We start from the raw sequence: 19,668 nt of genomic DNA on the forward strand, positions 1-19,668 counted from the left end.
CCGGCGGCCTTGCCAGGCAAGGCCGCAAGCCTGCCAGTGCTTAGTGGCGGAAGTGGCGCGTGCCGGTCACCACCATGGCGATGCCGCGTTCGTCGGCGGCGGCGATCACTTCGTCGTCGCGCATCGAGCCGCCCGGCTGGATCACGCAGGTCGCGCCCGCGTCGACCACCACGTCCAGGCCGTCACGGAACGGGAAGAACGCGTCCGAGGCCACTGCCGAGCCGGCCAGCGTCAGGCCGGCATTCTGCGCCTTGATGCTGGCGATGCGGGCCGAATCCACGCGGCTCATCTGGCCCGCGCCCACGCCCAGCGTCATGCCGCCGCCGCAGAACACGATGGCATTGGACTTGACGAACTTGGCCACGCGCCAGGCGAACATCAGGTCGTCCATTTCCTTCGGGTTCGGGTGGCGGCGCGTCACCACGCGCAGCTCGGACGGCTGCACGTTCCTGGCGTCCGGGCTCTGCACCAGCAGGCCGCCGCCGACACGCTTGAAGTCATACTGGTTGATGCCCTGGCCCAACGGGATCTCCAGCAGGCGCACATTCTGCTTGGCCGCGAACACGGCACGCGCGCCGGCGCTGAACGACGGGGCGATCAGCACTTCGACGAACTGCCTGGCCACGGCCTGCGCGGCGGTTTCGTCCAGCTCGACGTTGAAGGCGATGATGCCGCCGAAGGCCGAGGTCGAATCGGTCTTGAAGGCCTTGTCATACGCTTCCAGCGCATTCGCGCCCAGCGCCACGCCGCACGGGTTGGCGTGCTTGATGATGACGCAGGCGGCGCCGCTGGCGGCGTCGAACGACTTGACGCATTCCCAGGCCGCGTCGGCGTCGGCGATGTTGTTGTACGACAGTTCCTTGCCCTGCAGCTGCACGTAGTTGGCCAGCGCGCCGTCCACGGCCCTCAGGTCGCGGTAGAACGCGGCGGACTGGTGCGGGTTCTCGCCGTAGCGCATTTCCTGCACCTTGTCGAAGGCGAGGTTCAGCGTCTGCGGGTAGGCGCTGCGGCCCTGGTGCGACTTGTCGGCACCCAGGCTGGTCAGGTAGTTGGTGATGGCGCCGTCGTACTGGGCGGTGTGCGCGAACACCTTGGTGGCCAGGCGGAAATTGGTGTCGTAGCCGACGCTGTTGGCGTTGGCGCGCATTTCGTCGAGCACCACGGCGTAGTCGGCCGGGTCGACGATCACGGTCACGTCGCGATGGTTCTTGGCCGCCGAACGCAGCATGGTCGGGCCGCCGATGTCGATGTTCTCGATCGCGTCGGGCAGGGTGCAGTCATCCTTGGCCACGGTCTGCTGGAACGGGTACAGGTTCACCACCAGCAGGTCGATGGTCGGGATGTCGTGCTCGGCCAGCGCGGCCATGTGCTCGGGCAGGTCGCGGCGCGCCAGGATGCCGCCGTGGACCTTGGGATGCAGTGTCTTGACGCGGCCGTCGAGCATTTCCGGGAAGCCGGTGTAGTCGGCCACCTCCGTCACGGGCAGGCCGCTGTCGGCCAGCAGCTTGGCGGTGCCGCCGGTGGAAAGCAGCGTGACGCCGAGCGCGTTCAGTTCGCGCGCGAAATCGACGATGCCGGTCTTGTCGGAAACGGAGAGTAGGGCTTGCTTGATCATGGCTGTGGGAGACGCTTCAAATTCAAAGTAAACCGTGCTGCTGCAGCTTCTTGCGCAGCGTATTGCGATTGATGCCCAGATAGGCGGCGGCCAGCGACTGGTTGCGCTCGGCGCGCACCATCACGGCTTCCAGCAGCGGCCGTTCGACCGCCTCGAGCACCATGTTGTACATATTGGACGGCTCTTCGCCGTCCAGGTCGCGAAAATAAGTGTCCAGGCTTTCCCGGATACACTGGTCGATAGCGTTGCGGCTCATGCGGCAAGCAACTCCCCGTTTTTGTTGTTGTTCGCTTCGTCTTGGTCTTGTGCTGCGTCGTCCACGTACACCAGCCGGTCAGAGATCTGCGCCTGCTCGTCGAAGAACGCATTGACCGCCGCCAGTTGTTCGGCGGTGCTCTCCAGTGTGTTCATGCGGTGGCGGAACAGGTTGGCGCCGCGCAGCCCGCGCGTGTACCAGGCAATATGCTTGCGCGCGGTGCGCACGCCGGTGAATTCGCCATAGAAGGCGTAGTGGTCTTCCAGGTGCGCATTCATGATGGCACGGATCTCGGCCACTTCCGGCGACGGCAGCATCTCGCCGGTCTTCAGGAAGTGCTCGATCTCACGGAACAGCCAGGGCCGGCCCTGCGCCGCGCGGCCGATCATGATCGCGTCCGCGCCGGTCAGCGCCAGTACTTGCTTTGCCTTCTGCGGCGTGGTGATGTCGCCGTTGGCGACCACCGGGATCGAGACCGCTGCCTTGACCGCGGCAATGGTCTCGTACTCGGCGTCACCGTGGTACAGGTCGGCGCGGGTGCGGCCGTGGATGGTCAGCATGCTGATGCCCGCGTCCTCGACCATGTGCGCGATGCGCAGCGCATTGCGGTTCTCGCGGTTCCAGCCGGTGCGGATCTTCAGCGTGACCGGCACCCGGTCGCCCACGGCGCCGACCACGGCCTGAACGATGCGCACCACCAGCGGCTCGTTCTGCAGCAGGGCCGAGCCGGCGGCGACGTTGCACACCTTCTTGGCCGGGCAGCCCATGTTGATGTCGATGATCTGCGCGCCGCGGTCCACGTTGTAGCGCGCGGCCTCGGCCATCATCGACGGCTCGGCGCCGGCGATCTGCACGGCGATGGGTTCGACCTCGCCGGCGTGGTTGGCGCGGCGCATGGTTTTCTCGCTCTTCCACAGCTGTGCGTTGGACGCCACCATTTCCGACACCGCATAGCCCGCGCCGAGCTGCTTGCACAGCTGGCGGAAGGGCCGGTCCGTCACGCCCGCCATCGGGGCGACAAACAGGTTGTTGCGGAGTTGGTGAGGTCCGATCTGCACGGTTGGGCGGCGGTTCTGAGAGGCCGTCCCGGTGACCGTAGCGTTCCCCTCGCGGCGTGGATGGCGCCAGGGAAGGGGTCGGGACAGCCTGCTCTGAGACGGAAGACGAAACGGAAAAACATGCCCCTGCCGAAACTGCAGCCGGCCTTGGATCGGGACATGTGCGAGGGCAGGATTCTACCGCCAAACCATCGCCATTGCCCAAGATTTGAGCATCCGGAGCGCAACCGGGCAGGGGCCGTGGCGCAAACGCCGCCATGCGCGTGGCGCTTGCGCCACTGGCGGGGTCAGCGACGCATCCCGAACATCATGTGGCGCGCCAGCGCATGCCGCAGCGGCGGCAGGCAGGCCAGCACGGCCAGCGACGCGCCCCGCGCGTGCGCGGCCAGCGGGTAGGCGATGCCGAACACACGTGGCAGCAGGTCGGTCACGCCGATGGTGACGGCGCGGTCGAGCCGGTGGCGGCTGGCGAAGGCTTGCAGCGCCTGCGGCGTGCAGGCGCTGCGCAGCGAATCGGCCAGCGCGAAGGCGTCGCGCAAGCCCAGGTTGAGTCCCTGTCCGGCCACCGGGTGCAGCGTTTGCGCGGCATTGCCGACCGCCGCCACGCGGCCGTTGACGGTCACCGGGGCCGCATTCAGGCCGAGCGGGAAGGCATGGCGTTTGCCGGCCAGCGTGAAATGGCCCATGCGGTCGCCAAAGGCCCGGTCCAGTTCCGCCGCGAACTCCCCTTCCGGCAGCGCGATGCGCCGCGCGGCCTGGTCCGGCGGGCAGCACCACACCAGCGCATAGCCCGGCACGCCATGCTCCTCGTGCGGCAGCAGCGCCAGCGGGCCTTCGTCGGTAAAGCGCTCCCAGGCCCAGCCCGGCTGCGGGCGCGAGCAGGTCACATGGGCGATCACCGCGGTCTGGCGGTAGTCGCGCGTGCGCGCGCCGCGGCCCTGGTGGGCGGCCTGCTGGTGGAACAGCCCGCCCTCGGCCTGCACCACCAGGCGCGCGGCCAGGTGTGCCACCTGGCCGTCGTGGCCGGTGCCGGCCAGTTGCACGGCGCCGGCATCGGGATCGTCCGCGGCGCTCGGCGCAGGATCCTGTGCGATCTGGTCGATGCGGGTCTCGAACACACGCTGCAGCCGGCCTTCGCCCGCCGCCTGCGCGGCATGGGCGAGCGCGCGCTCCAGTGCCTCGCACAAGTCGCCGTAGCGGACCACGTAACCGAGCGCCGGCACGCCGTAGTCGTCATGGTGCAGCCGCACATGGCCGAAGCGGCCGCGCTGCGAGACATGGATATGCTCGATCGGGCTGCCGGGCACCGGCCAGGCGCCGATCTGCTCCAGCAGCTGGCGGCTGCCATGCGACAGCGCGATCGCGCGCGGATCGCGCGCGGCGCGCGCCGGCGTGGCGGCATCGACCAGTGTCAGGCGCCAGCTGGTAGTGCGGAGCAACTGGCAGGCCAGCGCCAGCCCGACCGGGCCGCCGCCGACGATGGCGATATCGCGCAGGCTTTGGAAATCAGGCTGCGCGGCCGGCATCGTCGCTGCCTCCTGCATGACCCGCATCCGCCTCCGTTGGTGCTGCCGCATCGCGCTTCCAGCAGATCGCATCCGAGCGCGACTTGCCGGCCGCGGCGTCGCGCAGCGCGTTCTCGAGCTTCTGGTGGTTGAAACCCGGCAGTGCGCGCAGCTGCTCAAGCAGTGCACCATGGTTGGCGGCATTCAGCGGCGCCACGCAGCCCTGGCCCGAATCGGGCGTGCCGATCAGGATCAGCCAGGCCGTGCCGGCCCAGGGCGCGCGGTCGGACACCCGGACCACCACGCGCTCGAGCGTGTCCCAGGCGACTTCCTCGCGCTGGCCGTCGGGGCGGTGCACCACCACGCGGTCGTCGTACAGGTTGATGATGAAGGGTTCGGACGGATCGGGCCGGCGGTCGCTGCCAGCATTGCTGCCGCTGCGGGCCTGGCCCGGAAAGATCCTGCGCAGCCAGCCGATCATCGCAGACCTCCGGCAGCATTGGCGTTATCGCGCATCAGCGCCTCGATCTCGTCGGCCAGCACCGGCACGCCGCGCGTGATCAGCTCGCAGTCGCCGTCGGTGACCACGGCGTCGTCCTCGATGCGGATGCCGATATGCCAGTAGCGCTCGGGCACGTCCTCGGCCGGGCGCACATAGATGCCGGGCTCGATGGTCAGCACCATGCCCGGCTGCAGCGGCCGCCACGGGCGCTCGCCTTCGCCGCCGTGGCTGGCCACGCGGTATTCGCCCACGTCATGGACATCCATGCCAAGCCAGTGGCCGGTGCGGTGCATGTAGAAGCGGCGGTAGCTGCCGCTGGCGAGCACGTCGTCGAGCGTGCCTTCCTTGTTGCGGTCGAGCAGGCCGGTATCGAGCATGCCCTGCGCCAGCACGCGCACGGCGGCGTCATGCGGCACGTTGTAGGGCACGCCGGCGCGGGTCTCGGCGATGGCGGCGTCCTGCGCGGCCACCACCAGGTCGTACAGCTCTCGCTGCGCCGGCGAGAAGCGGCCCGAGACCGGGAAGGTGCGGGTGATGTCCGAGGCGTAGCCGTCGAACTCGCAGCCGGCATCGATCAGGCAGAGGTCGCCGTCCCTCAGTTCGGCGGGGCCGGCGCGGTAGTGCAGCACGCAGGCGTTGGGGCCGGCCGCGACGATCGAGTTATAGGCCACGCTCTGCGCGCCATGGCGGCGGAACTCATAGAGCAGTTCCGCCTCCAGGTGGTATTCACGCAGTCCGGCGCGGGTGGCCTGCATGGCCCGTACATGGGCCCCGGCGGAGATCTGCGCCGCGCGGCGCATGGTGGCCAGCTCGCCGGCATCCTTGAACAGGCGCATTTCGTCGAGCACGGTGCGGATGTCGAGCGCAACCGACGGCGCGGCGACCCCGGCGCGGCCCTGCATGCGCACGGCGTCCATCCAGCGCCGCATCTGCACGTCGGTGCGGGTCGAGTCGGCCAGCGGGTAGGCAATCTGCGCGCGGTTGGCCAGCAGCGGCGGCAGCGCGGCGTCGATCTCTTCGACCGAATGCGCTTCATCGAAGCCGAACACGGCGCGCGCGCCATCCGGGCCGAAACGGAAACCGTCCCAGATCTCGCGCTCTTCATGCTTGGGGCGGCAGAACAGGATGCTGCGGTCGGCATCGGCGGGGTCGCCCGGCGCGCCGGCCACCAGCACCAGCACGGCCTCGGGCTCGGTAAAGCCGCTCAGGTAATAGAAATAGCTGTCGTGCCGGTACGGGTAGTCGCTGTCGCGGTTGCGCATGGCTTCCGGCGCCGTGGGCAGGATCGCCACACCGCCGCCGCCGGCGCGCAGGTGCTGCAGCACACGGGCGCGGCGGTCGCGGCAGGCGGCGAGGAGGGCGTTGTCGGGTGAGGACATGGTAGGGCCTGGGATGAGGAGGATCAGGGCGATTCTACCGCCGCTGGCGCCTCGCTGGCCGCGGGATCGTCCGGGCGCCTTGCCAGCCCCCGCCCAGTCAGTCGACCTAGCGCCCGTGCGCCGCCACAGGCGCTGCTGTCGCAAGCGCCGCATCCAGCTCGGCCAGCTGCGCCGGCGTGCCCACGTTCTCCCAGCGCCCGTCGAAGCGTTCGCCGGTAGCGGCGCCGGCCTCGATGGCCTCCCAGTAGTAGGGTGTCATCGGCATTTTGGTGCCAGGTTCGATGGCGGTGAAGAGGCGCGTGTCGTACAGGCCGATATTGCCGAATGTCAGCCGTTCGCCACCGTTGGCCAGTGTCCCGTCGAGCGTCAGCAGCCCGTTCGGTTGCAAGGTGAAGTCGCCGTTCGGGTGAAAGTCCGGGTTGGGCACCATCACCAGGTGCATGCGCGGGGCGGGCGCGCCGGCCATGTCGTGCGCGCGAGGCAACAGCCTGCGGAAGTCGTAGTCGCAGAAAATGTCGCCCGACACGGCCAGGAAGATCTCGCCGCGCTCCGGGTGCGCGGACAGCAGCGGCAGGGCCTGTGCGATGCCACCGGCGGTTTCCAGCGCAGTGCCCTCGGCAGAATAGGCCAGCCGCACGCCAAAACGGCTGCCGTCTCCCAGCGCGGCTTCGATCTGTCCGCCCAGCCAGGCATGGTTGATGACGATGTCGCGCAGGCCGGCACGCGCCAGCGCCTCGATCTTCCAGACGATCAGTGGCTTGCCGCCCACCGCCAGCAGCGGCTTGGGGCAGGTATCGGTCAACGGACGCATGCGGTCGCCGCGGCCGGCGGCGAAGATCATGGCCTTCATCAGAACAGAGCCTCCAGGGCAAGCAGCGCGGCCATGCCACCGGCGATGGTCCAGCCCACGCTGCGGGTTCGAGCGGCGATCAGGATGGCCACCACGCCGGCCACCAGCCGCGCGTTGGCGGGGGTGAGGGCAAGCTCGCCATGCTGCATCAGCAGGTCAGGGGCGATCAGCGCCGACAGCATCGCTGCCGGCACGAACTGCAGCGCGGTGCGGAACCACGACGGCAGCCGCACGCGGCCTTCCACGGCGATGAACGACAGGCGGATCAGGAAGGTTGCCAGGCCCGCGGCAAGGAAGACCCACAGCAGGGTCATCGCACTCATGCGGCCTCCTTGCCGGCTGTTCCGCCTGGCGTGGCATCGGCGCCACGGCAGGCCGGGCGTGGCCCGGGGCGGTTGCCGCGGCCCAGCACCAGCATGCCCACGGCAATGCCGCCGAGCGCCGCCACCATCAGCCCGAGCTTGTGCGGCAGGCTGTAGCAGGCCACCGCCAGCACGCTGGCGGCCAGCGCCGCGGCCACGTGCGAGCGGTGCTTCAGGCCCGGCACGATGATGCCGATGAAGGTCAGCGGCAGGAAGAAGTCGAGCGGCCAGTCGCGCGGCACCTGGGCGCCGACCAGCACGCCGGCCAGCGTCGACAGCTGCCAGCTGGCCCACAGCGCGAAGCCGCCGCCGAAGTAGTACCAGTGGCGGTAGCGGGCGCGCGGGCCGCTGTCGCCAAGCCGGTGCGTCATCGCGGCAAAGGCTTCGTCGGTCAGCAGGTAGGCGATCAGCGCCTTCCAGCGCCGCGGCAGGTGCGCGAGCGTGGGCGCGATGGTGGCGGAATACAGCGCATGGCGCAGGTTGACCATGGCCACCGTCAGCGTGATTACCACTGCCGGGGTGCCGGCGGTCCACAACTGGGTCAGGATCATCTGCGAGGCGCCGCCGAACACGACCACGCTCATCGCGCAGGCCAGCCACGCCGGCATGCCGGCGCCGACGGCCAGCACGCCGTAGATCAGGCCGAACGGCACCACGCCCAGCAGCATCGGCGCGAGCGCGCGCGCGCCGGCCAGCCATTCGCCGGCGGCGGTGATGGCGGGCGCGCGGTGGTCGCGCAGAACGGGCTGGTTGTCGGGCACGGCGTCAGAACGTGTAGCCGGCCGGGCTGGCCACGCCTTCGAGCGCGTCCAGTAGCCGGATCAGCTTGCGCAGTTCGGTGTAGCGGCCGGCCACGTGGCGGGTGTACTTCATCACCAGCGGCAGGTTGGCGAGGTAGCCGTCCTTGCCGTCGCGGTGGTACAGGCGGGCAAAGATGCCCAGCACCTTGAGGTGGCGCTGCAGGCCCATCCACTCAAAATCGCGATAGAACTCGCCAAAGTCGGCGCTGACCGGCAGGCCGGCCTTGCGCGCGCGCTCCCAGTAGCGGATCAGCCAGTCCAGCTGCTGCTCCTCGTCCCATTCGATATAGGCGTCGCGCCATAGCGAGACCGCGTCGTAGGTGATCGGGCCGATCACCGCGTCCTGGAAGTCGAGCACGCCCGGGTTGGCGCCGCCATCGAGCACCATCAGGTTGCGCGAGTGGAAATCGCGGTGCACGTAGACCTGCGGCTGCGCAAGGATATTGGTGAGTAGCGCTTCAGTCACTTCGCGCAGGTCCGCCTGCTGGGCCTCGGTCAGAGTGGCGCCCAGGTGCCTGGCCACATACCACTGCGGGAACAGGTCGAGCTCGCGCTGCAGCAGCGCGCGGTCGTAGGCCGGCAGTTCGCCGGGGCGGGTGGCGGCCTGGATGCGGACCAGCGCGGCGGCCGCGTCGGCGTACATGGCGTGGGCGGTGGAGTCATCGAGCCGCGACAGGTAGGTCTGGTTGCCAAGGTCGGCCAGCAGCAGGAAACCCTGCTCCAGGTCCTGCGCCAGCACGGTCGGCACGGTCACGCCGGCCGCGCCGAACAGCCCGCATACGTGGATGAACGGGCGGCAGTCCTCGTGCGCCGGCGGGGCGTCCATCACGATGGCGGTGGGATGCGCCGGATGGCCGGTGCTGACGCGGAAATAGCGCCGGAAGCTGGCGTCGGCCGAGGCGGGGGCGCAGGAATCGGGATCGGCGGACCAGGTCGGGCCAAGTCCGGATACCCAGGCCTTGAGCTGGTCCAGGCGCGGGTCGTGGGGGAGAGCTGCCATACAGATACGTGTGGGGAACGGGCGCAGAGTGGAAACGTAAATGAAACCGAAAGTAAGCGGGAAGGCGACCCTAGGTTGCCCCGTATAATACCCGACCAGACCCGGGCGCCGGGCGGCCCCCGGGTGGGGCCATTCGGTGCCCCGCAGCCTGCTCCGGCGGGGGCTGGCGGCTTGCAGGCGGGCCGCAGCCGACGCCGAGACTGACAACCCGTGCGAATGACCGAACAACGACGATCACCGAACAACAGGGCCTTGCCTTCGCCTGCCCCAACCAGCGTTCCTGCCCGAGCCAGGCGCGCCGGCGGCCTGCACGCGGGCGCGCTGCGGCCGCTGGTGCTGGCCATGGCCAGCCTGTCGGCCGGCGCACACGCGCAGATGTCCGGTTCGGCGATCCCCGATCTCGACCAGGTCGAGCCGGTGTTCGAAGCCGCGCCGAAAGCGCCGCCGCTTCCGGTGGAATCCGGCGAACTGGTGCCGCGGCTTGCCGAACCCGGCAAACAGTCTGACGCCGGCTCCGACGCCCCGACCTTTATCGAGGCCGACCGCATGACCGGCTACAGCGAGCGCGGCGTCGAGCTGGAAGGCCATGCCGAGCTGCGCCGTGACGGCGGTGCGATCAAGGGCGACAAGCTGACCTACGACCAGGACACCGACGAAGCCTTTGCTCAGGGCAATGTGCGCATGTCGCGCAGCGGCACGCTGGCGGTCGGTCCCGAGGCGCGGATGAAGGTCGAGGCCAACGAAGGCTATATGCTGTCGCCGGACTATTATTTCCAGCAGACCGGCGGCTCGGGCAAGGCCGAGCGCATCGACTTCCTGGACAAGGACCGCAGCACCGCCAGGCACGCGTCATACACCACCTGTTCGCCGGACAACGCCGACTGGTATTTCAGCGCGAACCGGATCGACCTGGACAACGACCGCCAGGTGGGCGTGGCCTACGGCGGCGTGCTGAATTTCTTCGGCGTGCCGATTGCTGCGGCGCCGGCGTTCAGCTTTCCGCTGAACGACGACCGCCGCAGTGGTTTCCTGCCGCCGCTGATGGGCTACGGCTCGCGTTCGGGCTTCGACCTGACCACGCCATACTACGTCAATATCGCGCCGAACCGCGACCTGACCATCTATCCGCGGCTGATGACGGAGCGCGGCCTGCAGCTCGGCGGCGAATACCGTTATCTGGGCCAGGGCTACAACGGGCGCCTGCGCGCCGAGTTCCTGCCGGACGACAAGAAGACCAATTCGAACCGCTGGGCCTACTCGATCCAGCATAACCAGAACCTGGCCAAGGGTCTCAATGCCTACCTGAATGTGAACCGGGTATCGGACGACCAGTACCCGGACGATTTCAACCGCAGCGTGTCGCAATCGACGCTGCGCCAGTACACGCAGGAAGGCGGCGTTACTTATAACTGGCAGGATTTCACGTTCCTGGCCCGGGTGCAGAAGTTCCAGACGCTGCGCCCAAGCGAGCCGTCGTACGAGCGCGTGCCGCAGCTCAACGGCAAGTACATCCGCTATGACCTGGGCGGCTTCGACGTGCAGGTGGAAGCGGACTACACGCGCTTCCGCATTCCGCTGACGTCCACCGGCTTCCAGCAGCCGCAGGGCGAGCGCATGTTTATCCAGCCGAGCATCAGCTACCCGATCGTACGGGCGGGCTGGTACGTGACGCCGAAGGTCACCTTCAATGCGACCCAGTACCAGATGGAGGCGGCCTCCAACACGCCTACGGTGCAGAATAATTTCTCGCGCGTGCTGCCGACCATGAGCCTGGACTCGGGCATGACATTCGAGCGCGAGGCACCGACGGTCAGCCGCCTCTTCGGCGTGAACTATGTGCAGACGCTGGAGCCGCGCCTGTTCTACGTGTACACCCCGTTCCGCGACCAGAGCCAGTTCCCGCTGTTCGACACGGTGCAGTCCGACTTCGGCTACGGGCAGATCTTCAGCGAGAACCCGTTCACCGGCTACGACCGCGTCGCCGACAACAACAAGCTGACCGGCGGCCTGACCACGCGCCTGATCGAAGCCGACACCGGAATCGAGCGCTTCCGTGGCACCATCGCGCAGCGCTACGACTTCACCGGCCAGCGCGTGCAGATCAACGGCACGCTGGCGGATCCCAAGGCGGGTTTCTCGGATCTGCTGGCGGCCACCACCATCCAGATGTTCCGCGGCTATTACCTGGACGCGGGCGTGCAGTACAACCCGGACAGCGACCGGATCAACTACGGCAACGTGGCGGTCTCTTACCGGCCCGAGTCGCGCAAGGTGATTAACGCAGGCTACCGCTACCGCCGCCCGACCTCGGTGACGGACAACACCGCGATCGACCAGTTCGAGGTGTCAAGCCAGTGGCCGATCACGCGCCGTGCCTACGGCATCGCACGCTTTGCCTTCGACCTGGCCGCAAGCCAGATGGTCGATGCGCTGGCCGGCGTCGAGTACGCCGCCGACTGCTGGGTCGGCCGCGTGGTCTACCAGCGCTTCCGCAACACCACGCAAGGCTACACCGGGCGGGTCTTCCTGCAGGTGGAGTTCCGTGGCCTTTCCAAGATCGGTTCCAACCCGTTGAACATCCTGCGCCTGAACGTGCCCGGCTATGAGCCCGTGTCGGCCAAGCCGGTGCCGACGACCCAGTTCGATCACTATGAATGACGGATTACGATGAAACGTCAAGAATTCGCCGTGTTTTCCTTTCTCCTGACGTCCTGGCATCGCTTGCTGCTGCCGGCGGTGCTGGCCGCCATGACGGTGCCGGCTGCCGCGCAGCTCAAGGCGCCCGGGACGGCGCCGCGCTCCAGTGGCATCTTCGTGCCGCAGGCGTCTGACGTCGCGGCGCCGTCGAGCCAGCCCAAGCTGGGCGTGCCCCAGGCCGGCGGCCAGAAGCGTTCGCAACTGGTCGACGAAGTGGTGGCAGTCGTCAACAACAGCGTGATCACGCGGCGCGAGTTGCTCGACCGTGCCGACGAGATCGAAGGCCAGCTGCGTGCCGCCGGCCGCCCGGTGCCCGCGCGCGCCGACCTGCTGGGCGAGGTGCTCGAGCGCCTCGTAATGGAGCGCGTGCAGACCCAGGCCGCACAGGAGGCCGGCATCCGCGTGACCGACCAGGAAATCGACCGCGCCATCGAATCGGTGGCACAGCAGAACCGGCTGAACGCGACCGAGCTGCGCCGCCGCGTCGAGGCCAGTGGCATGACCTGGACCAAGTACCGCGAGGAACTGCGCAAGCAGGTACAGGTGATCCGCCTGCGCGAGCGCGAGGTCGATTCCAAGGTGCAGGTCTACGACGGCGAGATCGACAACTACCTGGCGGCGCGCGGCGGCCAGGGCGCCGCCAGCGGCCCGACCGAATACAACGTGGCGCAGATCCTCGTGCGCGTGCCCGAGAATGCCTCGGACGCACAGAAGCAGGCGCAGCGCGCCAAGGCCGAAGGGCTGCTCAAGCAGGCCCAGGGCGGTGCCGACTTCGCGCAGCTGGCGCAGGCCAATTCCGAGGGCCCCGAGGCGGCCCAGGGCGGCGCGATGGGCTTCCGCGAGATCGGCCGCCTGCCGGCACTGTTCGCCAACGCCGTGGTCGACTTGCAGGCTGGCGGGGTGGCGCCGCAGGTGGTGGAAAGCGCGGCGGGCTTCCATGTGGTCAAGCTGGTGGCCAAGCGCGCGGCGCCGGCATCCAGCCCGGCCGCGGCCTCGAAGATCACCCAGACCCAGGTGCGCCACATCCTGATCCGCACCGGCCCCAACATGCCCGAAGCCGAGGCGCGCCGCCAGCTCAGCACGCTGCGCGACCGCATCACCCACGGCGGCGATTTTGCCGACGCGGCCAAGCGTTTCTCGCAGGACGGCTCGGCGCAGAACGGCGGCGACCTCGGCTGGGTCTCGCCGGGCGAGCTGGTGCCCGAGTTCGAGCAGGCGATGAGCCGCCTGCGCCCGAACGAGATCTCGGAGCCGGTGGTCACGCAGTTCGGCGTGCACCTGATCCAGGTGCTCAACCGGCGCGAGACCGAGATGTCGCCCGAGAAGCAGCGCGACTTCGCCCGTGCCGAAGTCCGCGAACAGAAGCTGCGCGCAGCCTATGATGACTGGGTGCGCCAGCTGCGCTCGCAGGCGTACGTGGAGTATCGGGTCAACCGGCAGCGCTGAAGCGCCGGTCCCCGATCCGCTGACCTGACATGCCCGACCCGCTAGCCCTTGCCATCTCGACCGGAGAACCCGCCGGCATCGGTCCCGATATCACCATCGGGGCGTTGCTGCAGCTGGCGGGCGCCAACAATGGCGTCGGCGGCGGGCAATACCGCTTCCATGTGCTGGGCGATGCCCGCCTGCTGGCCGATCGCGCCGCGGCGCTGGGCGCCACGCACGCCTGGGAGCGGCGCATTGCCGACGGCGACGTGGTGGTCGAGGACATCCCGCTGGCGGTCGCGTGCGAGGCCGGGCGGCTCGACGCGCGCAACGGCCCCTATGTGCTGAAGCTGCTCGATGCCGCCATCCGCGGCTGCCGCGCGCGCGGCAAGTCCGCGCCCCGGTATGCCGCAATGATCACGGCGCCGGTGCAGAAGAGCACCATCAACGACGCCGGCGTCCCCTTCACCGGCCATACCGAATACCTGGCCGAGAGCGCCCGCGTGCCGCGCGTGGTGATGATGCTGGCCGGCCCGCAGCCCGCGCACGACGGCGCCATGCTGCGCGTGGCGCTGGCCACCACCCACCTGCCGCTGCGCGCGGTGCCCGATGCGCTGTCGGTGCCGCTGCTGGTGCAGACGCTGTCGATCATCGATGCCGACCTGCGCCGCTACTTCGGCATCTCGCGGCCGCGCATCCTGGTCACGGGCCTGAACCCGCACGCCGGCGAAAGCGGCCATATGGGCCGCGAAGAGATCGACATCATCACGCCCGCGCTGGCGCAGGCCAAAGATGCCGGCATCGACGCGCGCGGACCCTTTCCGGCCGACACGCTGTTCCAGCCGCGCCACCTGCGCGATGCCGACTGCGTGCTGGCGATGTACCATGACCAGGGGCTGGCGCCACTGAAATACGGCACCTTCGGCCACGGCGTGAATATCACGCTGGGGCTGCCCTTTATCCGCACCTCGGTGGACCATGGCACCGCGCTTGACCTTGCCGGCACCGGCCAGGCCGAACACGGCAGCATGATCGAGGCCATCCGCAGTGCGGTCACCATGGCCGGCCACGCCAATGGCCGGCGCCCTGGCAGCAACGGTGCCACGGGCAGCCATCCTGGCCACACCCATTCCGGCCTGCAGCCGCCATGCTGAAGCTGGACGAATAACCCATGCGTTCAAACGTGCACCAGGGCCATGTGGCCCGCAAACGATTCGGGCAGAACTTCCTGGTCGACGACACCATCATCCACGGCATCGTCAATGCCATCAGCCCGCAGGCCGACGACGTGCTGGTCGAGATCGGCCCCGGCCTGGGCGCGCTGACCGACCCGCTGCTCGAACGGATCCCGCAGATGCAGGTGGTTGAGCTGGATCGCGATCTGGTCGAGCGCCTGCGCCGCCGCTATGGCGAGCGCCTGCAGGTCCACGCCGGCGATGCGCTGGCGTTCGATTTCGACAAGCTCGCCGTGCCCGGCCGCCCGCTGCGCATCGTCGGCAACCTGCCGTACAACATCTCCAGCCCGCTGCTGTTCCACCTGATGGATTTCGCCGACCACGTGCGCGACCAGCACTTCATGCTGCAGAAAGAGGTGGTGGAGCGCATGGTGGCCGAACCCGGCAGCAAGGCCTTCGGCCGGCTCTCGATCATGCTGCAGGTGCGCTACTACATGGAACACGTGCTGGACGTACCGCCGGGCGCCTTCAATCCGCCGCCCAAGGTCGATTCCGCCGTGGTCCGCATGATCCCGTGGCCGCGCCACAGCGACGGCCGGCTGCGTTCGCCGCATGCCGATTGCGACATCACCGTGCTGGGCGACGTGGTCACTGCAGCGTTCTCGCAGCGGCGCAAGGTGCTGCGCAACACGCTCTCGTTCCTGCGCGACCAGGTCGACTTCGATGCGATGGGTTTCGACCTCGGCCGCCGCGCCGAGGAAGTGCCCGTCGGCGAATATGTCGAACTGGCCCGGCGCCTCGGTGGTACGCCATCCGGCCGGGCCGGACAGGCCGCCTGAGGCCCGCGCATCCCGATTCCCGAATTTCCCGCGACTATTTCGTGCAAGACCGTCCCATGACAGCCCAGACCCAAACCAACCGGCGTCCCGTGATCCTGACCGGCGACCGTCCCACCGGCCCGCTGCACCTTGGCCACTATGTCGGCTCGCTGAAGAGCCGCGTGACGCTGCAGGACACGCATGAGCAATACGTGCTGCTGGCCGACACCCAGGCCATGACCGACAACGCGCACGATCCCGACAAGGTGCGCCGCAACGTGCTGGAAGTGGCGCTGGACTACCTGGCCGTGGGCATCGACCCGGCCAAGACCACCATCACCGTGCAGTCGCACCTGCCGGCGCTGGCCGAGCTGACGCTGATGTACCTGAACTTCGTCACGGTGGCGCGGCTCGAGCGCAACCCGACCATCAAGGAAGAGATCCAGGCGCGTGGCTTTGGCCGCGACATCCCGGCCGGCTTCCTGTGCTACCCGGCATCGCAGGCCGCGGACATCACTGCCTTCAAGGCCCACGTGGTGCCGGTGGGCGAAGACCAGGCGCCGCTGATCGAGCAGACCAACGAGATCGTGCGCCGCATCAACCACCAGGTCGGCCGCGAAGTGCTGCCCGAATGCAAGGCCCTGATCCCCGAGTTCGGCCGTCTGCCTGGCGTCGACGGCAAGGCCAAGATGAGCAAGTCGCTGGGCAACGCGATCGCGCTGGGGGCTTCGCCCGAGCAGATCAAGGCTGCGGTGCACAGCATGTACACCGACCCCAACCACCTGCGCGTGTCGGACCCGGGCCAGGTCGAGGGCAACGTGGTGTTCACCTACCTGGATGCGTTCGACCCCAACACCGAGGAAGTCAAGGCGCTGAAGGAGCACTACCAGAAGGGCGGCCTGGGCGACATGGTGCTCAAGCGCCGCGTCGAGGGCATCCTGCAGGACATGCTGGCCCCGATCCGCGCGCGCCGCGAAGAACTGGCCAAGGATCCGGACTATGTGTTCGACATCCTGCGCCAGGGCACCGCGAAGGCACGCGCACTGACCCAGCAGACGCTGGACGAAGTGCGCGACGCGCTCGGCATGTTCTCGTTCGAGGCACGCCGCTGAGCGTCAGGCAGCGGCGGCTCCGGCCGCCGCAGTATTGCGCTTGCCGCGCCGCTCAGGCGCGGCGATTGACCAGCACGATGCCGGCCAGCACCAGGAGTGCCGCCACGGCAAAGCGCGGGCCAACCGCGTCGTGCATCAGCACCACGCCGAAGGCGACCCCGAACAGCGGCGTCAGGAAGGAAAATACCGACAGCCGCGACGCCAGGTAGCGCCGCAGCAGCCAGAACCAGGTCAGGTAGCTGGCAAACGCGATCAGCACTGACTGGTAGAACAGGCTCGCCAGCACCACCCCGTCGATCTGCACGGTTGCGGTCTGGCCGGCGGCCACCGCCATCGCCAGCAGCATCACCGCGGACACCGCCAACTGGTACAGCAGGGTCTTGCTGGCCGGGGCGCTGGCCAGCGGGCTGGCGCGCACCACCAAGGTGGTGGCGGCCCACAGTGCGCCGGCGAGGATGCCAAGCGCATCGCCCGGCAGCGTGCTGCCCTGCGCCGACGGCGCGGCAATGCCATCGGCAAAGGCCAGCGCCATGCCCGCGAACGCGAGCGCCACGCCCAGCCATTGCCCCGTGTGCAAGCGCTCGCCCGGCACCACGAAATGCAGGCCCAGCGCGGTGAAGATCGGTGCGGTGTACAGGAACACCGCCATGCGCGAGGCCGTGGTGTGTCCCAGCCCGACGAAGATGCAGAAGAACTCCGCGCCGAACAGCAGCCCGGCCAGCAAGCCGGCGTTCAGCGTGCCGTCGCGCCGCCACAGCGGCGTGCCGCGCCAGGCGGCAAAGCCGAACACCAGCAACGCCGCCACCGCCGAGCGCACGCCGGCCTGCAGCACCGCGCCCATCAGCGGCGCGGTGACCTTGATCACCACCTGCTGCAGGCCCCAGGCGGCGCACAGCACCACCATCAGGCCCACGGCGATGCCGTCGAGCGGCTGCCGGGTCAGGGCTTGCGTGCTCATCGCCAGCGTTCGTCAGGGACGCCTGGCGTCGCGGGTCGAATGGCGCTCGATCAGTTCGATCTTGTAGCCGTCCGGGTCTTCGACAAAGGCGATCACGGTGGTGCCGCCCTTGACCGGGCCGGCTTCGCGCGTGACCTTGCCGCCGGCGGCGCGGATGCGCTCGCAGGCGGCCGCGGCATCGTCGGTCTCCAGCGCGATATGGCCGTAGGCCGTGCCCAGGTCATACTGGTCGACGCCGTAGTTGTAGGTCAGCTCCAGCACCGCGGTCTCGCTCTCGGGGCCGTAGCCGACGAAGGCGAGGCGGTACTTGTACTCAGGGTTGTCGCTCTGGCGCAGCAGCTGCATGCCGAGCACGCGGGTATAGAAATCGATGGAGCGCTGCATGTCGCCGACGCGCAGCATGGTGTGGAGGAGTCGCATTTGAGGGCCTTCAACTGTTTTAGGTATAGGAAGGCGCCATTTTAGTGCGTTTGGCCGAAACGTACCGGCCCGCTCCCGCCCGCTCAGAAAGTCGGCAACAGCTCGGGCGGGTGTGCCCGCAGTTGCGCGCGCGCATCGCGGAACTCGGGGAAGATCGATTCCACGGTCTGCCAGAAGCGCGGGCCGTGGTTCATTTCCTTCAGGTGCGCCAGCTCGTGCGCGGCGACATAGTCGATCATCGACAGCGGGAAATGCATCAGGCGCCAGTTCAGCCGGATCTTGCCGTCGGCGGTGCAGCTGCCCCAGCGCGTGGCAGCCGAGGTCAGCGCAAAGCCGGTGTGGCGCACGCCCAGCTTGTCGGCGTAGATATCGAGGCGCTCGGCCAGCAGCCGGCGCGCCTGCTGCTGCAGCCAGCCCTGCACGCGGTCCTTGATCTGCTGCTCGTCGGCATGGCCCGGCAGCGCCAGGTGCAGCACGCGGCGGTCGGCATCGAACAGCAGCGCGCCGAGCGGCGACTCCAGCGACAGCGTCAGCGGCTGCCCCAGGAAGGGCAGGCTGGCGCCGTCGCGCCATTGCACCGTGGGCAGGATGCGGCGCGACTCGCGGTGGCGCCACTCGCCCAGCTTGTTGAAGATCCAGCGCTGTTTTTCCAGGATGGCCGACTCGATGTCCGCCAGCGTGACCCAGCGCGGCGCCGTGATCGACAGGCCGCGGTCGTCGATGGTGAAGCCGATGGTGCGGCGCGCCGAGCGCTTGAGCGTGTAGTGCAGCGGCCGTTCGCCGATACGCAGCAGGCGTGCATTGGGTTGCGGCACCGGCCAGGCGGGCTGCTGCGGCGGCTCCGGCGCAGGCGGGGCCGCAGGCTGCGGCGCCTGGGCGGACTCCGCCAGCGGCAGCTCCAGCTGCGCGCCGTCGGCGTCGGTGGCGGGTCGCAGCAGCTTCATGCGGCGGGCCCGCCCGGGGCCGCGCTCCGGTAGCTCTGCGGATCGATGCGGCGCATATCGCGCTCGATCCATTCCGCCACCTCCTGGTTGAGCTGGTCCGCGGTCTTGTTGGCCGAGGCGATCGCCGGGCCAACCGAGATCGTCACCATGCCCGGGTGCTTCAGGAACGAATTGCGCGGCCACACCCGGCCCGAGTTGACCGCCATCGGCAGCACCCAGGCGCCGGTTTCCACCGCCAGGCGCGCACCGCCGCTCTTGTAGCGCGCCTTCTCCAGGCCCGAAGGCGTGCGCGTGCCTTCCGGGAACATGATGATCCAGGCGCCTTCGGCCAGCCGCTCGCGGCCCTGACGCGCGGCCGAGGCGAAGGCGCGGGTGCCTTCCTTGCGGTTGATATGGACCATCTTCAGCATGCCCAGCGCCCAGCCGAAGAACGGCACCAGCAGCAGCTCGCGCTTGAACACGAAGCACAGCGGCTTGGGCATCAGCGCCACGTAGGCCACGGTTTCCCAGGCTGACTGGTGCTTGGACAGCAGCACCACCGGCTTGTCGAGCATCACGTCCATATGCTCATGGCCTTCAATGCGGTACTGGATGCCGCAGATGCCGCGCGCGGCCCAGATCACCAGCAGGGGCCAGCCGCGCACGAAGCGGAAGCGCTGGTCGGCATTCATGAACGGGAACACCAGGAAGCAGGCGCAAGCGTACGGCGGCGTCAGCACCAGCAGGTACAGCGCAAACAACAGGGAACGGAGAAACGTCATGCGGGGGGGCGGGGGTGCGAATAGGGAATGG

Annotated in this window: 19 protein-coding genes; 5 read left to right on the forward strand and 14 right to left on the reverse strand. The window is 68.7% G+C overall.

What is annotated here, in order from left to right; translation table 11 throughout:
• Positions 1-40 precede the first annotated feature (40 nt).
• The 10 genes from purH to AC3WQZ_RS32445 form a co-directional block, all read right to left on the reverse strand.
• Positions 41-1,615 (reverse strand): bifunctional phosphoribosylaminoimidazolecarboxamide formyltransferase/IMP cyclohydrolase, encoded by a 1,575-nt coding sequence (purH, locus tag AC3WQZ_RS32400; protein WP_010813888.1) that lies wholly within the window; start codon positions 1,613-1,615, stop codon positions 41-43.
• Positions 1,616-1,637: 22 nt separating this feature from the next.
• A complete protein-coding gene (locus AC3WQZ_RS32405) occupies positions 1,638-1,871 on the reverse strand; it encodes a Fis family transcriptional regulator (protein ID WP_010813887.1) in 234 nt (77 codons plus the stop codon).
• On the reverse strand, positions 1,868-2,929 hold the full coding sequence (gene dusB / locus AC3WQZ_RS32410; RefSeq protein WP_454749237.1) for a tRNA dihydrouridine synthase DusB: 1,062 nt from the start codon (positions 2,927-2,929) through the stop codon (positions 1,868-1,870). Before dusB ends, AC3WQZ_RS32405 begins: the two co-directional genes overlap by 4 nt.
• A gap of 287 nt (positions 2,930-3,216) precedes the next feature.
• Positions 3,217-4,455: a UbiH/UbiF/VisC/COQ6 family ubiquinone biosynthesis hydroxylase gene (locus AC3WQZ_RS32415; protein WP_454749254.1), complete on the reverse strand. Its 1,239-nt coding sequence runs from the start codon at positions 4,453-4,455 to the stop codon at positions 3,217-3,219.
• Positions 4,436-4,915, reverse strand: coding sequence for a hypothetical protein (locus AC3WQZ_RS32420; protein WP_010813884.1), 480 nt, complete (start codon positions 4,913-4,915; stop codon positions 4,436-4,438). The genes AC3WQZ_RS32415 and AC3WQZ_RS32420 overlap by 20 nt, the downstream gene beginning before the upstream one ends.
• Entirely contained in the window at positions 4,912-6,315 is a 1,404-nt protein-coding gene (locus tag AC3WQZ_RS32425) for an aminopeptidase P N-terminal domain-containing protein (protein WP_011614546.1), read from the reverse strand. The genes AC3WQZ_RS32420 and AC3WQZ_RS32425 overlap by 4 nt, the downstream gene beginning before the upstream one ends.
• Before the next feature lie 106 nt (positions 6,316-6,421).
• Complete coding sequence (gene murU, locus AC3WQZ_RS32430; protein ID WP_011614547.1) at positions 6,422-7,165, reverse strand: N-acetylmuramate alpha-1-phosphate uridylyltransferase MurU; 744 nt, start codon at positions 7,163-7,165, stop codon at positions 6,422-6,424.
• Positions 7,165-7,488, reverse strand: a complete 324-nt coding sequence (locus AC3WQZ_RS32435; RefSeq protein ID WP_010813881.1) for an AzlD domain-containing protein — start codon at positions 7,486-7,488, stop codon at positions 7,165-7,167. The genes murU and AC3WQZ_RS32435 overlap by 1 nt, the downstream gene beginning before the upstream one ends.
• Positions 7,485-8,288 carry an AzlC family ABC transporter permease gene (locus AC3WQZ_RS32440; RefSeq protein WP_492301940.1) on the reverse strand — a complete coding sequence of 268 codons (804 nt, stop codon included), beginning with the start codon at positions 8,286-8,288 and terminating at the stop codon, positions 7,485-7,487. The genes AC3WQZ_RS32435 and AC3WQZ_RS32440 overlap by 4 nt, the downstream gene beginning before the upstream one ends.
• Before the next feature lie 4 nt (positions 8,289-8,292).
• Positions 8,293-9,327, reverse strand: coding sequence for an aminoglycoside phosphotransferase family protein (locus AC3WQZ_RS32445; RefSeq protein ID WP_492301942.1), 1,035 nt, complete (start codon positions 9,325-9,327; stop codon positions 8,293-8,295).
• Positions 9,328-9,543: 216 nt separating this feature from the next.
• Here AC3WQZ_RS32445 and AC3WQZ_RS32450 point away from each other — a divergent pair, with 216 nt between their 5' ends.
• From AC3WQZ_RS32450 to trpS, 5 genes are read left to right on the forward strand one after another with little or no spacing between them, the layout of a single operon-like run.
• Positions 9,544-11,985 carry an LPS-assembly protein LptD gene (locus tag AC3WQZ_RS32450; protein ID WP_011614549.1) on the forward strand — a complete coding sequence of 814 codons (2,442 nt, stop codon included), beginning with the start codon at positions 9,544-9,546 and terminating at the stop codon, positions 11,983-11,985.
• Between the two features lie 9 nt (positions 11,986-11,994).
• On the forward strand, positions 11,995-13,470 hold the full coding sequence (locus AC3WQZ_RS32455) for a peptidylprolyl isomerase (RefSeq protein WP_010813877.1): 1,476 nt from the start codon (positions 11,995-11,997) through the stop codon (positions 13,468-13,470).
• A gap of 29 nt (positions 13,471-13,499) precedes the next feature.
• A complete protein-coding gene (pdxA, locus tag AC3WQZ_RS32460; protein WP_010813876.1) occupies positions 13,500-14,603 on the forward strand; it encodes a 4-hydroxythreonine-4-phosphate dehydrogenase PdxA in 1,104 nt (367 codons plus the stop codon).
• A gap of 17 nt (positions 14,604-14,620) precedes the next feature.
• On the forward strand, positions 14,621-15,463 hold the full coding sequence (rsmA, locus tag AC3WQZ_RS32465; RefSeq protein WP_010813875.1) for a 16S rRNA (adenine(1518)-N(6)/adenine(1519)-N(6))-dimethyltransferase RsmA: 843 nt from the start codon (positions 14,621-14,623) through the stop codon (positions 15,461-15,463).
• A gap of 56 nt (positions 15,464-15,519) precedes the next feature.
• Positions 15,520-16,554: a tryptophan--tRNA ligase gene (trpS, locus tag AC3WQZ_RS32470; RefSeq protein ID WP_492297307.1), complete on the forward strand. Its 1,035-nt coding sequence runs from the start codon at positions 15,520-15,522 to the stop codon at positions 16,552-16,554.
• A 52-nt stretch (positions 16,555-16,606) separates the two neighbouring features.
• On the opposite strand, the gene AC3WQZ_RS32475 is transcribed toward trpS, so the two are convergent.
• The 4 genes from AC3WQZ_RS32475 to AC3WQZ_RS32490 form a co-directional block, all read right to left on the reverse strand.
• Entirely contained in the window at positions 16,607-17,512 is a 906-nt protein-coding gene (locus AC3WQZ_RS32475) for a DMT family transporter (protein WP_492301944.1), read from the reverse strand.
• A 12-nt stretch (positions 17,513-17,524) separates the two neighbouring features.
• Positions 17,525-17,932 (reverse strand): lactoylglutathione lyase, encoded by a 408-nt coding sequence (gloA, locus tag AC3WQZ_RS32480; RefSeq protein ID WP_010813872.1) that lies wholly within the window; start codon positions 17,930-17,932, stop codon positions 17,525-17,527.
• Between the two features lie 83 nt (positions 17,933-18,015).
• Positions 18,016-18,876 (reverse strand): M48 family metallopeptidase, encoded by an 861-nt coding sequence (locus AC3WQZ_RS32485; protein WP_010813871.1) that lies wholly within the window; start codon positions 18,874-18,876, stop codon positions 18,016-18,018.
• Positions 18,873-19,637: a lysophospholipid acyltransferase family protein gene (locus tag AC3WQZ_RS32490; protein ID WP_011614553.1), complete on the reverse strand. Its 765-nt coding sequence runs from the start codon at positions 19,635-19,637 to the stop codon at positions 18,873-18,875. Before AC3WQZ_RS32490 ends, AC3WQZ_RS32485 begins: the two co-directional genes overlap by 4 nt.
• Positions 19,638-19,668 lie beyond the last annotated feature (31 nt).

The organism is Cupriavidus sp. FW305-26 (genome assembly GCF_058787975.1).

Excerpts from the sequence above, each read along its gene's own strand:
- purH (WP_010813888.1), bottom strand. The coding sequence starts at position 1,615 with ATGATCAAGCAAGCCCTACTCTCCGTTTCCGACAAGACCGGCATCGTC.
- AC3WQZ_RS32405 (WP_010813887.1), bottom strand. The coding sequence starts at position 1,871 with ATGAGCCGCAACGCTATCGACCAGTGTATCCGGGAAAGCCTGGACACT.
- AC3WQZ_RS32415 (WP_454749254.1), bottom strand. The coding sequence starts at position 4,455 with ATGCCGGCCGCGCAGCCTGATTTCCAAAGCCTGCGCGATATCGCCATC.
- AC3WQZ_RS32420 (WP_010813884.1), bottom strand. The coding sequence starts at position 4,915 with ATGATCGGCTGGCTGCGCAGGATCTTTCCGGGCCAGGCCCGCAGCGGC.
- AC3WQZ_RS32425 (WP_011614546.1), bottom strand. The coding sequence starts at position 6,315 with ATGTCCTCACCCGACAACGCCCTCCTCGCCGCCTGCCGCGACCGCCGC.
- murU (WP_011614547.1), bottom strand. The coding sequence starts at position 7,165 with ATGAAGGCCATGATCTTCGCCGCCGGCCGCGGCGACCGCATGCGTCCG.
- AC3WQZ_RS32435 (WP_010813881.1), bottom strand. The coding sequence starts at position 7,488 with ATGAGTGCGATGACCCTGCTGTGGGTCTTCCTTGCCGCGGGCCTGGCA.
- AC3WQZ_RS32445 (WP_492301942.1), bottom strand. The coding sequence starts at position 9,327 with ATGGCAGCTCTCCCCCACGACCCGCGCCTGGACCAGCTCAAGGCCTGG.
- AC3WQZ_RS32450 (WP_011614549.1), top strand. The coding sequence starts at position 9,544 with ATGACCGAACAACGACGATCACCGAACAACAGGGCCTTGCCTTCGCCT.
- AC3WQZ_RS32455 (WP_010813877.1), top strand. The coding sequence starts at position 11,995 with ATGAAACGTCAAGAATTCGCCGTGTTTTCCTTTCTCCTGACGTCCTGG.
- pdxA (WP_010813876.1), top strand. The coding sequence starts at position 13,500 with ATGCCCGACCCGCTAGCCCTTGCCATCTCGACCGGAGAACCCGCCGGC.
- rsmA (WP_010813875.1), top strand. The coding sequence starts at position 14,621 with ATGCGTTCAAACGTGCACCAGGGCCATGTGGCCCGCAAACGATTCGGG.
- trpS (WP_492297307.1), top strand. The coding sequence starts at position 15,520 with ATGACAGCCCAGACCCAAACCAACCGGCGTCCCGTGATCCTGACCGGC.
- AC3WQZ_RS32475 (WP_492301944.1), bottom strand. The coding sequence starts at position 17,512 with ATGAGCACGCAAGCCCTGACCCGGCAGCCGCTCGACGGCATCGCCGTG.
- gloA (WP_010813872.1), bottom strand. The coding sequence starts at position 17,932 with ATGCGACTCCTCCACACCATGCTGCGCGTCGGCGACATGCAGCGCTCC.
- AC3WQZ_RS32485 (WP_010813871.1), bottom strand. The coding sequence starts at position 18,876 with ATGAAGCTGCTGCGACCCGCCACCGACGCCGACGGCGCGCAGCTGGAG.
- AC3WQZ_RS32490 (WP_011614553.1), bottom strand. The coding sequence starts at position 19,637 with ATGACGTTTCTCCGTTCCCTGTTGTTTGCGCTGTACCTGCTGGTGCTG.